General features: G+C 63.0%; 2 protein-coding genes. Both read right to left on the reverse strand.

Features of this window, described 5'->3' with window-relative positions; translation table 11 throughout:
* Window positions 1-2: 2 nt before the first annotated feature.
* A complete protein-coding gene (locus tag ACFPN2_RS32415; protein ID WP_380604491.1) occupies window positions 3-12338 on the reverse strand; it encodes a filamentous haemagglutinin family protein in 12336 nt (4111 codons plus the stop codon).
* Window positions 12339-12402: 64 nt separating this feature from the next.
* Window positions 12403-13146, reverse strand: coding sequence for a hypothetical protein (locus ACFPN2_RS32420; protein WP_380604493.1), 744 nt, complete (start codon window positions 13144-13146; stop codon window positions 12403-12405).
* Window positions 13147-13158 lie beyond the last annotated feature (12 nt).

Genomic DNA, 13158 nt, shown 5'->3' on the forward strand with positions numbered 1-13158 from the left:
CACTAGTTCTTCGATGAGCCCGCCTCGGTCTCGCAGTCCTTGCGGTCTTCAGCACATTCCTCGCCGTAGCCCAGCACCTTCACTTCGATGATGGACGGCGCCTTGATGGCCGCGTTGTCCTGCACTTGCTTCAACGAGTCCAGCAACGCGCCGGTGACCTTGGTCGCCTTCGCCGCCGCGTCGTCGATATTGAGCGAAGTCGGCGGTGCCGCGGGCGGCACCGGCAAGCCGGTGCTCACACCCTGCACGTCGATGTTGTCGGTGCCCAGGATCTGCACCGCGAACACGTTGAAGTTGCCGCTCACACGCAGGCCCGCATCGCCGGCATCGACGATGCCGTTCGGCGCGATCAGATCGACGTCGGCCGGCGGTACGCCCGGCTGCGTCGCCAGCGTGCCGATGCCGGCGCCGGTGGGCAGACCCGCCGGCACGCGGTCCATGTGCAGCCAGTTGCCCAGGCTGTAGTCATAGAACTGCGGGCTGATCGAGGTCTTCGCGCCCTTGCCGGCCGCGATATCGCCGTACGACGACCAGATCATGACGTTGCCGCCCTTGGTCGTGAGAATGCGCGAGTTGTTCACGGTCACGCTGGACTTGGAGAAGATGTTGATATCGCCGCCGTCCTGCGTAATCACACCGGCGCGCAACGCATTACCGCGATCGCCCGACGACACCGGCTGACCGGTCTCGCCCGGCGTCGCAGCCACGTTGGCGAGCTTGAAGCCGCCGCCCGGAATCACGTACTCGACCTTGCCGCCGCCATTGGAAATGACCCGGCTCGCGAAGGTTTCGAAGTCGCCGGCCCAGCGCGATTCGCCTTCGCTCAACGCCTCATCGTCACGCTTCTGCGCGCCGGGATACAACGTCGCGATGGCGTCGTAACCACGGAACGTGGTGTTGTGACGATCGCTGTCCGGATCGTTGACTTCGCGACCGGTAGTGCGCAACTCCATGAAGAAGGTACTGCGATACAACGGGGTCTTGTAGTCGTTGCTCAACGTGTTCCAGTAGCTCCACGCCTGATCGAGATACGCAAGCTGCTCCTCTTGCGTCTTCAACGTCTCGAGACCTTGCAGACGACGCACGTAGTTCACCAGGCCTTCGCGACGCTCCGGCTGATAGAACTCGGGTTTCGCACCACGCGCCTTCGCTTCCGCCGCGGTCATGCGAGGCACCAGTCCGTCGTACGCCGTCTGCTGAGTCGAAGGCAGCGCCAGCCAGAAGCTCCAGGCCTGATCGAGGTACGCCGTTTGATCCGCAGCCGTTGCCAACGGCGGCAGTCCTTGCATGCCGCGAATGTAATTGACGAAGCCCGCGGCCAGCTCCGGCGACGCGAACATCGAGTCGCTGCCGTTGCCACGCGCGTAGATACGATCGAACAGATAGATCGGCAGCTCGCGACCGTCGCCCGCATCGTCCAGCAGATATTCCGCCATGTCGGCGACCAGCTCCGGATTCAAATAAGCGTTCTCGAACGCTTCGTAATTCGGTTGCTGGTTGTAGCCGGCGCTGATGGCGATATCCGCGGCGGCCTGATCCGGATGCCACGGCTGGCCCGGAGTCAGGTCGTACGGATTCGGATCGCTGAAGACGATGCGATTGCTGGTGACACCCTTGGCGTTGCTCGGCATCCAGAAGTCCTTGCCGGTCTCGATTTCCAGGCGGCCCGGACCGAACACGTTCACGTAGCCGGTGCCCGAGAAATACAAGCCGTCGCCGGCACGGATCAGCGACAGATCCTGCTCGCTGTTGTGCTGGATGGTGTAGTACGGGAAGTAAACGTGACGACCCGCCTGCACCCACATCTGTTTGGGAACATTGATCTGGCGGGTGGTGACCACGTCGCCCTCGGCGGCATAGATGCGCGCCGGCATCGTGTCGCCCGCGTGCAAGTCCGGCACATGCAACTCATCCCAGCCCTGGCTGACGGGGTTGTAGCCGGTCTCGCTCAAGCCCGCCTGCGTGAGCACGTTCAAATCGATGATCGAGCCGTAGGTCTGACGGATATTGGTGGCATCCGGCAGCGCGTCCATGAGGCTCTGGCTCATGAAAATATCCTCATAGGCCGGGAAATAATTCTGCGCGTCCCGGTTGAGCTCGGCGAACGGATCGTCGACGCGCGAGCCTTGACCGAACAGCACGTTCTGTTTGGCCAGCAACGACAGGTTGCCCTTCGGCGCCGGCGCGAGATACATGCCGCCCTTCACCACCACGTCGCCCGCCGCGGCCACCGCATTCAAGGTCGCCGGCCACAGCGCCGACACCTCGCCGCCGATGGAAACACCGGGGCTTTGCGCCCTGATGAAGTAATGCTGGGGCTGCATGTAACTGCCACGCCATTGCAACAAGCTGAGGTTGCCGTGGTTGTTCCAGATATTCACATCGCCACCGGCCGAGAACAAATCGACCTTCGCGTCCGGCGTATAGCTCATGAATGCCACGCCATACAGCTCCCGCAGACGATCGTCGCCGACGTACTGCTGAATGTTGTCCGGGCCGAACGTGCCGCCGCCACCGTTCTTGTTGTTCTGTGCCTGTTCGATGTTCATCGGATCGAGCACAGCGTCGATGTTCAGATCGCCACCGCTTTGCAGATTGAAATCGCCCGATGAGGTGAGCAGCGTGGTGTAGAGATCGTAGCCACGGATCGCCAGCGGCGCGAAGCCGTTCTGGCGCACCGCCATCACCTGGCGGGACGAGTTGAACGAGCCGCCCGCAGTCAACTGCGCCGTACCCTCGGCGACATAGAAGATGCCGCTGCCGATGTTGCCGCCGGCACGCACGGACAAATCGCCGCCGCCACTGGTATGCAACACTCGCTCGATGCCGTCATAGCCGCCGCTGACACGTCCGGTGTTCGGCAGATTGACCGTGAGATTGTTGACGTCGCCGCCGGCGCTGATGTCGACGTTGCCGCCGCCGAGCGCACCGATGCCCGCCTGATACTTGTCGAATCTCACAAACCAGGTGGTCTGTTCGTAGTCGCGGCCCAGGCCCTGGTTGCCAAGCTGGCGGAAGTCGCCGGTCGCCTGGTCGAGCGTGCCATAGCGCCACAGCCACGCGTTCGGCAGCTGATCGCTGCTCGCACCGATGATGTTTCCTTGTGCACGCAGCAGCAGGTCGCCGCCGCCTTCGAGGTAATAACCGGTCATCGGCGTCCACATATCGCCGGGCGCGAAGTAAGGCAACCGCGTCGGCGCATGGAAATCGGCGATCGGCGCAGCCGATTGGCCGGCCGTGTAGATCACCGACGGCGCGTACTGCAGAACGATGTCACGGCCGCTGGCGATGTTGATGCCGGCGGTCCCGGTACGAACCATGTAACCGGTCGAGTTATCCCATTGCACAGCGCGACTCTGGCCGTACTGCGTGATCTGCGGCGCTTCGCCGTTGAGGAACTGATCCGCGCCGTTCGAATCCGAATACAGCTCGGGCAGCGCCACCTTGCCGTAGTTGTTGGTTTCGACGTAGTCGCCAGTCACCGGATCCTTCTGGATCAGCTGATTGGTGAACGGATCGATGTACAGGCCGGTGGCCGCATCGCGAGTCAGTTCCACATATCGGCCCGGCGGCGGGTCGTTGTTGATGCTCACCAGCTCGCCGTTGCCATCCTTCAGATACAACCGATGCTCGATGGTGCCCGCGAGCGGACCCGAGGCGATCTGAATCTTGTAGTACTCGATCGTGTCGGGCGTACCGCCGACGATGATCGAGCCCTTGCCCGCTGCCAGCTGACCGACCGACAACACGGCCAGCGAGTCGGGGCTGGTGGTGTTCGCACCGGCAGTGAGATTGAGCGTCCACGAGTTGCCGCCGAGCAAAGCCGCATCGGCGGTTGCGCCGTCGAAGCCATCGCTCAAGTTGCCGTTGATCAGCAGATCGCCCGCCGCACGGAGCGTCAGCACGCCCGCGGATTGATCGGTGCCGAAACGCAGATCGTGCAGATCCCAATCCTGCACCAACTCCATGTCGGCATCGCTACGCAGCTCGATGCCCGGCGCGACGGTCACGCCGCTGCCGAGCCGCGATTGAATTGCCGCCGCGTTCGCCATGAAACTGATGGCGTCGGCGGAGACCGTATCGATCACACCTTGATCGATCGTGTACACGTTGTCGTAAACACGGAAGGCTTCCGCGATCACCGAACGTGCGCCGAGGATCGTGCCGGCGACGGGGTCGATCGCAACGTCACCGCCGAGTTGCGGAGCACGCAGACGAACGACGCGACCGCCCTCGCCTGTGCCGGTCACATCGATCTGCGAGCCAGCGGCGATGTTGATCCGGCCACCGTTCTCGCCCGTGGTTTCGAGGAACACCGTGCCGCCCGAGCCGTCGCTGGCGTTGGCACGCGCGATCAAGCGACCCGTAGCGGAGACAGTGACATTGCGAGCGGCAGACAGCTGAATACGTCCGCCGTTGCCACCGACTGTCGAGATCGTGCCGTCGACGTTGATGCTGCCGTGGTTCGCAACCGCGGCGAACTCCTGCACGGACACCGTGCTGGAAACATTGATGTCGCCGTCGTTCACTTCGAAACGACGGCTCTGGCGGAAACCGCCCAGGTCGAGCTGCGCATTCAGGCCAGTAAAGTCCGTGATGGTGCGGCTGAGCGAAGAGAACGAACCGGAGCGATAGCCCGCGTTGGCATTGCCGAGCACATTGCCGGCCAGCAGCACTTCGCCTTCGGCAGCCTGGGTATGCAGCGTGCCCGCGTCACCACCCGCCGAGGTGCCGGAGATGTCGATGGTGGCGCCGCTTCTCATATCGATGTTGCCGTGATCGGAGGTGAGATTCACCGTGCCGCCTGCGACGCCGACTTCGACGTCGAAGATCTGGCTGGTGTTGCTCGTGACATCGATCGACGAGCCTTGCGCCAGAGTCACATTGCCGGAACGCGCTCGCAGATTGATCGTGCCGCCGGTCAAGCCCATGCGACCCTGGTTCACCACGCTCGAGCCTGTGATACCGAGCGTCGCGCCCAACGTCTGGAACGCGGGCAGATTGGTGTTGCCGTTGTTATTGATGATTACATCGCCCTGCGCGTCGAAGAACAGACGCGCGCCGCTGTCCGCAGTCACGTCGGCGGCCTGAATGTTCAAGCCCGCGGGCACGAACAGCGTATTTTCATCGCGACCGATGACTCGCTCGCGCGCCTGGATGTCGACGGTACCGACCCCGGACAGCCACTTGTCTTCGCCGGCGAGATAAATGTTGTCGCCTTCGATCAGCAGACGCGCCGTGCCTGCAGTCGCCGTCGATGTCCCGCCGTTGGTGTTGGTCAACGTGAGCGATTTTCCCGCGATGGCGACCGTTCCGTTGTCGGCGTTCACCGCATTGATCTGACGGCTATCGAGACTCAACGCACCGTCGGCGCGCAGCGTGGCCGAGCCATAGAAATCGATGCTGCTGTAACTCTTGAGCAGAATGTCTTCGGCGGCCGCCAGCGCCCCCAGCGAGCCACCGGCGAACACGAGTCCGCTGGTACCGGAAGGCACTTCGCCCACGCTCACGCGCGAAGCCGACGCGCTGATCTGCCGAGTCGACACACTGGCGCCAGAGGCGAGGCGCGTGTCGTTGGTCGCATCGAGTGCCAGCGAACGGCTGCTCGTCAGACGCGCACCGTCTTCGATGAGCAGACTGCCGCGCTGTGTAATCGGATCGAGTCCTCCTGCGACACGCTGAGCATTGACAGCGGCGAGCGCGACCGGATCGGCGAGCAACTGCGCGAGCGCATCCACAGCGTTGATGTTGCGGAGGATGTCAACCTGTTCGCTCGACGACAGGCGCAACACTGCGCCCTGATCGAAAGCGCCATGGACGACGACGTCGTCCCAGGTATAGGGCGTGCCCCGATCGTCGGTGTAGCCAGCGATCGACGGCCGCACGCGCAGATCGCCCGAGCTGCCGCTGATCGTGCCACGAGTCTCGACGGCGCTGCCGGCCTTGACGGTGATGTCGCCGCCGGAAGCAAACAACAACTCCGGACCCGCCAGCACCGAGCCGGCGTTGTCGATGACGATGTCGGTCGCGCCGACGTCGATTTCGACGTTCACTGCACCCTGCTCGCGAACGCCACCCAGCAACAGGCTCTCGGCGCCGAAGCTGTTCAAACGATCGCTGTCGAGCACCAGATAGTCCTGATACTGCGACAGGTCGGTGGCCGCACTCGCAACCAGAATCTTCTCGCCCTTGATATCGGCAAAGCCGCCGCGACCGCCTTCCGCCGCCGCTGAACGCAGCGTTGCATCCAACCTGATGGAGCCGCTGGCGTCCAGCACCACGCTGCCACCGTCCAACGGAATGCGAGGCACTTCGCCCACCGGGCGATTGGTGCGCAACGCCTTCTTCAAGAACGCGTCGGAGAGATAGAACGTATTGGCGCGCGTCTCGACGTATTGCGAACGTTCGCGCAACGTCGCGCCCGGCATTACCAAGTAACCGTCGGTACGCTGAGCTGTGTAGCGCGGCGATCCGTCGACGCCCGGCATGAATCGATAGCCCGCCTGGATGGAAGAGCCATCGAGCAACGCGCGGCTCTGACCCGGCACCATGTCGCCGTGATCGCCGTAGTGATGATTTGCCGTGACACGGAACGCACCCGGCAACAACGCATAGCGCGCCGGCAACAACGTGTAATAACCCGCCGGCAAACCGCTGCCGCCCGACAACCAGATCCGTTCGCCAATCGCCGCGCCGCTGGTATTGCCCAGACCGATCGGAGCGATGTCGGCGTCGTAGCCCGGAATGACAGCAAACACATTGCTGGCATCGTTGACCCACTCGTAGTCTTCGTTGCGATAGCCGGTGGTCCAGTCCTTGGTGCCGCCGATGCCCGGCGTGAACTCGGATGCAAACAAATCGCCGCCGCCCTTCACATCGAGCACGGCGCCTTCCTGCATATCCAATGTTTCGGCCGTGAGGTTGACCGACTTGCCCGGCAGCGCCGTCAGTTCCTGACCGGTGATCGGATCGATCCAGGTGTCGCCGCTCGCGGTGGCGCCATAAGGAATGACTTTGCCGTCGCTGGACACGGACGTGAGACTGCCGGGCAACAACGTGATGGTATTCGCACCTTCGCTGCCATCGTCGACGCCGACCAGATTGATCGTGCCCAACGGCGAGCGCACCGTGCCGCCTTGAACGATGCGCGGCGCAGTGAGCGTCAATTCGGCGCCGGCTTCGTACGGGCTCGCGTTGATCGGCGTGCCCGCATCCTGCGGCAGGATCTCGATGGTGTCGTCGGACTTGATGTCGTATTTGCGTCCGGTCGCGGCGTACAGCTGGTCCGCCTTGAAAATGAGCTTGCCGGCGGAATGGATGAAACCCGTCGGCGGCTGACCGTTCCCCACGGTGTTACCGACCAGGCGGATGTCGCCGCCGCTGCTCAGAGTCGTATCCGAATAACCATAGAACTGCGCCGACTCGACTTGCAGCAGCTTGTCGGCCGCGATGTGAAGATGCGTGTCCTCGTTGACCGCGTGCACACCGATGTTGGTGAGGGCCGAGTCATACATCGCTTGATCGACGGGCAATCCCGCCGCTTCACCCGACAAGATCACCACGTCGGCATTGACGTTCACGTTGGCACCGCGCTGACCCATGATGCGCGGCGCGCTGAGCTTGATGCGATCGAAGATCGCGCTACCGTCGGCGCGACGACCGCCGAGCGTGGCATCGCCGAAGAACACGATGCCCGGCGCAGCGTCGATCTCCAGACCCGCGAAACCGCCTGCCACGATGTTGGCCGGCGACAGGCGCGTGACCGGTGAAGGCCGGTTGTCCGGAATTTCCTGGAACTGATAGCCGCCCAGCTGCTCGAGCAGAGCGCGCAATGCCGGTTCGATATTCGGTGCCAGCGGCGGGCCGCCGACGTCGGGCAGATTGTCGCCTACCAGCAGCACGGGGGCGGCGCCAAGCACGGCGGCGTCGTACGCCTTCAGCATGGCCACCAGCTCTTCCCGGCTGTTGACCGTGAAGCCGGGCGGGAAATGGAAGTCGTACACCGTACCGAAAATATTCCAATCGACCTGACTCAGATCGGTACCGAAGAATGAGGCGAGCGGCGTGCCGTTGAGGTCGTTGACATAGCCGAACTCGAAGAACCAGCCGAACATGTCGTAGACGGAATCCGGCGTGGGCACGCCGGGGGCGCGTTCCAGCTCGTAGCCGCCGGCCCAGGACAACGAGAAGTTGCCGCCGCGTGCACCTGCACCACCGGCATGCGCGAGGAAAGTTGCATCGTTGACGTCGAGCAACCGCCCGCCGACTGAAATGCTGCCGCCATCAGATGCCACGGTGCGCGGCTGACGCACCACCGAGCCCGATGCCGACTGCGCCAGATCGAATACCGCGCTGGTGCCCGACACGTCGAGCACAGCACCGCGCTCGATCTCGAGCGTCGCCGCGCTCAACGTGATCGTTCCGCCATTGAGCACTTCACCATCCAGCAGCTCGCGACCGCTGGAATCCATACCCCGGCTCAGAATACGCACCGCTCCCGGTGCGAGCAGCCTCGCCGTATCGTGGACGAGAACACTGCCGTTTTCTGTGCCACCGGACACCGAGATCGTGCCCGCCGGTGCCGACAGCGTGCCGGCGACGTCGACGAGGCCAGCCCCCAACGCCAGGCTGCCGCCGGCTTCGGTGCCGAGCAGACTGCCTTCCTCGATACCGATGGCGACACCGCCCAGCGAAATCGCCATGCCATTGCGCAAGCCAGCCGCACGCTGTTCGGGCGGCAGATAACGAGGTGTCGCGAGATCGTAAATATCGCTGCCCGATGGCGCGTAGTACGCCGACAGCACGCCATTGCTCAACGTGCTCTGATCCAGCTGCAACGATGCGCTGGTGGCATTGACCTGCACGCCTTCCTGCAACGTGACGGTGCCGTTGGAAGATGCCAGCGATATCGCCGAGAAGCCGCTGTTCTGGAAGAACTCCGGACGGAATAACATCGCCTCGGGCTGAGCTTCGTCCTCGACCTCCGGCAGCTCGGTGCCGATGTGGATGTTTCTTGCCACGATCATCGAGAATTTGCCGTTGCCGCCGAGACCGTAGGCACGCGCGGAATCCAGCCCCGACAGATCGAACTCGGGCACGCCGGCGACCACGACGGCGATGTCGCCGCCCTTGCCCGCCTTGATCTTGCCGTTGCGATCCACCCAGGCACCGCCGGACGCATCGAGGATCATCGTGGCGGGCAACGTCAGGGTCACATCGTCGGAACCGGTCGGGTCACCGATCGCCGCGAGCGAGATGCGGCCGCCGTCGATGCGCGGCACGCTGCTCAGCGCGACCGGCTCATCGAGCTCGTAATCGCTGTACCACGAGCCACGCGTGTCGAGCACCGAGCTCTCGCCGAAGCGCAACGACATGCCGGACAGGTTGATGTTGCCGCCTTCGGTGCGCACGCTGCCGAGGAACTCGATGCGCTGTCCGGCAGTGATCTCGAGCGAAGCGCCATTATCGAGATTCAACTGCGCGCCCCGCTCGATCAGGACGGCGGGACCGTCCAACGGCACGAACGCGTTGTTCACTCTGTTCAGGGGATCGATACGACCGTCCTGGTCGAACGAATACGAGCCCATGGTCGAACGCTCGAAGAAATCCGCCGAGGTCAGCGTCGTGTTGTCGAACAGACGACCCGTGGCCGAGCCTGCCGGCGCGGGCTGATCTGTTTCCGGATCGAACTCGTCGCCGAACAAGTCGTCGTAAACGTCGCTGAGCATGTCGCGGATGCCGAAGCTGTCCGCGAGCGCATTCTCCGCCGCCGTGATCAGGATGTTGTTGCTGACGTATTCCTTTTCGCTCTCGCCGGCGTTGTTCAACTCGAACACACCCGCGGTCGGACGATTGGTCCGCTGATAACGGCCGATGGTGGTGCCGCCGAGCACCGTTCCTTGCAGTACCGTGTCCGGCGCCAGGATCTTGATGCTGCCGGCGTTGCCGCCCTGCTCATAACTGGTTTCGTAACGACCCTGCACCGAGGACATCAGCGGGATGTAATAAGTCCGCTGCGTATTCCACTTGGTGTCGTACCTGGTCCAGGTGTTGGCCAGGCCCATGTACAGCTCATCGGGATCGGCTTCGCGAATATCGATGACGCTGCCGTCCAGCCGGCGCAGCAGCGAGGTGTAAACGTAACCATCCTCGTAGGTGATCTTGCCGCCGGAGACATCGATCACCGACCCGGACTTCATGATGAAGTCGTCGCCGATATCCATGGTCAGCGTGCCGCCGTTGATCAGGAACTGCGCCAGCGTGCCCTTACTTAGATTATCGAAGCTCTGCCAGTCCGCCACGTTGGTGCCGAAGCGGCGGTCGACCGAGATCTCCTGGCGATACAGCGCGCCGTCCCGTTGCAGAGGAGAGTCGGCAAGTTGCGCGGCATACAGCTTGCCGGTGACCTGGTGATATCCCATGCCCAGCGTCGTTTCCCAACCGGACAGGTCGATGGTCGCGCCGCGATCCATCAGGAAGCGCGTGCCGTCCTCGTTGTCGAAATTGGCGCCCGCGCCGCGGTTGGAGAACACGTGCGCACCGGCATCCAGCAGCACATTCATCGAGCCGCTGGGCAAATAGATAATGGCGTCTTCCTGCATATGGACAGAACGCGCATTGATGGTGAGCGAACCGACCGACTGCGGTCCTTCGCTCACAGGAATAGTGTCGGTGGCATCGAGGTCGGGCGTGATCTGCGTCAAGCTGCCGCGACCGAACACCACATTGCCATTGCCCGGCGCCATCGGGCCGTTCTCGCCGTTGTTCGGATATTCCTGATAGTCGTACATCACCGGCGTGAAGCTGATGGCGCCACGAAACGACGCCGTCGACGTCATCTCGATCGCGCCCATCTGCTCGAGATTCCAGCCACGGAAGTCGACTCGTCCGCCACGCAACGAGCTGATGATGCCTTCGTTGCGCGCGTGGAAGCCCACATCGTCGACGCGACGGGCCTGTTGTTCGTTGATGTACGGGACGATGCGGTCGAACACCGCCGCGCCTTGTTCGGGTGTCATCACATCGCCCACCGCAAAGGTGCCGATGTCGGTGCCGGCCGTCATGTTGTTGATGAAGTCCACCCAGTCGGCGGTGACGACGCCACCGCCGCGCCATGGCGTACCGTTATAAGGAACATTGGCCCGCATGAAGGACATGGGGTTGTAAGCGCCGGCATAGGCGGTGACGACACCGTTGCTGCCGCCGCCCAGCAGATAAATGTTGTCGCCTGCGGCCAGGAGCACCTGGCCTTCGTCCTGCACGCGAATGCGGCCGCGATTATTGACGTTCGGGCCGAGCAACATCACTTTGCCGCGGCTCGCGGTCTCGATGCTGCCGGTGGTGCCAACGGTCACCGCATAACGCAACGGATCATTGGGATCGTGCGCCGGCGGCGGCGGATCGTCGGCATACAACAAGCCCTGGTTCCATTGCGGATCGATGTTGTACTTCCAGGTGTTGCTGAAAGTCGGATCGGTGCGATCGTTGTAGTTGTCCGCCTGGGACAACAAGCCGTGCGAGCTCAGGAACTGCGAGTCGCGAACTTCCAGCGACGAAGCGATGACCTGCTGTGCCTCGACCTTGCCGTCGATGGCCAGGCCTTCGCGTGCCACCAGCACCAGATGACCGTCCGCCTTGATGTCGCCTTTCAACTGCGTGGCCTGCCCTTCCAGCAGCGAGCGGTTGAGCGCGATCCAGTCTTTCTTCTCTTGCTGGAACTTGAGCACTTCGCCGGCCTGAGTGCTCATGTCGCTCCAGTTCAGGATGGCCTTGTCCTTGCTCTGGACGATGGTCGTGGTATTGCCCTCGACCAGCACGTCCGACACACCGCGGCCCGTGACGAGTTGCCGCGTGTTGACCGTCGCGCCCTGGCCCATCAGCACGCCGTTGTCGTTGAGAATGAACACGCGACCGATGGCGCGAATCTCGCCGTCGATCCGGCTCGGGCTATCCGAATGCACGCGGTTGACCGCGATCCAGTCGGCCCGCTGCTGCTGGAATTCCAGAATCTCGTTGGCCTGCAGCTCGAAGCGCTCCCAGTCGAGCAACGCCTTCTGCTCGGTCTGCTCGATGGTCATCAACGGCCGCCCGTCGCTCGCCGTGCCCACCACCGGGCGATTGGCGCCGGTCCACTTCGACATCGTGCCGTTGGGCAGACGGACCATGCCGTTTTGCATGGCTACCATCGAGCCGAACGGCGCGGTCTGCGCGAACGCGTGGCTGCCAGTCAGTGCTGCCGCCACGGCGATGGCGATCGCCGAGGTACGTTTCGCCGATAGACGCAACGGCTTGCGTGCAGCCGACTTACGGAAACGGGAATGAGCGGGCTTGCGATCCATGGTGTTCACTACTGTGCTGCGGCTCGAACTTCAGGCGTTGACGTTGTTATTCAAATGACTTGGCTCAGCCGGGCGGTGTGCGCCCGCTGCTGGCCGGCCCAGTGCTGTTGGACTTGTTCGCGGCATCCTTGCGCAAGCTTTCCTGCATCTGTTTTTCCAGGCTCGGCGGCAGCGTGTCCTCGAACATGCGCTGGCTGCGTAGCCGGTCCTCGAACTCCTGCATCAGGTTCTGCAGCTTCACTTGCTGGAACTGCAGCACCGGCTCGCGCTTGGTGAAGCTGTTGAAGTCCTTGTCGCGATACATCCCGATCAGTTCCTGCGAGACTTTGTACATTTCCTGATTCCGGTCACGGCACAGACCGACCAGCTCCTGGCGCAGCGCCGAGCTCTTCTCGGCGGCGTCGAGCATGGACTTCATGTTCTGCACGGCCTGCGCACGGCGCGCGTTGTCGGCTCGCAGTTGTTCCAACTCTTCGCGCGTGTCCTTCAACTGCTGCGTCGTTTGATTGAGCCGGCTGGTCTTCGCCAGCAGTTCGGCTTCGTTGGAATTGTTATCGCCCTTCGCCTGCACAGCCTGCTGACGCACGCGATCGAACTCTGCGCGCTGCGCGTCCAGTTGCCCCTGCAAGCGCGCCAGCTCGCTGCGCAACGAATTGCGCTCCTGCTCGCTTTGCCGAAGCTGCATTTGCGTCCGACGCAGCACGTCGTTGTCGGCGTTCTGCGCCTGTGCCGAAGAAACATTGCCCAGTACGCCGCAGATCGCGAGCGCCAGGAACGACTTCCCGAGAATGACTTTGCTCGTGGTCATATGATTGCTCCG

It is taken from the genome of Steroidobacter flavus, assembly GCF_042651805.1.
Classification (GTDB): Bacteria; Pseudomonadota; Gammaproteobacteria; order Steroidobacterales; family Steroidobacteraceae; genus Steroidobacter; species Steroidobacter flavus.

Bases quoted from the DNA above. Each gene is read 5' to 3' on its own strand.
- ACFPN2_RS32420 (WP_380604493.1), bottom strand. From the start codon at position 13,146: ATGACCACGAGCAAAGTCATTCTCGGGAAGTCGTTCCTGGCGCTCGCG.
- ACFPN2_RS32415 (WP_380604491.1), bottom strand. From the start codon at position 12,338: ATGGATCGCAAGCCCGCTCATTCCCGTTTCCGTAAGTCGGCTGCACGC.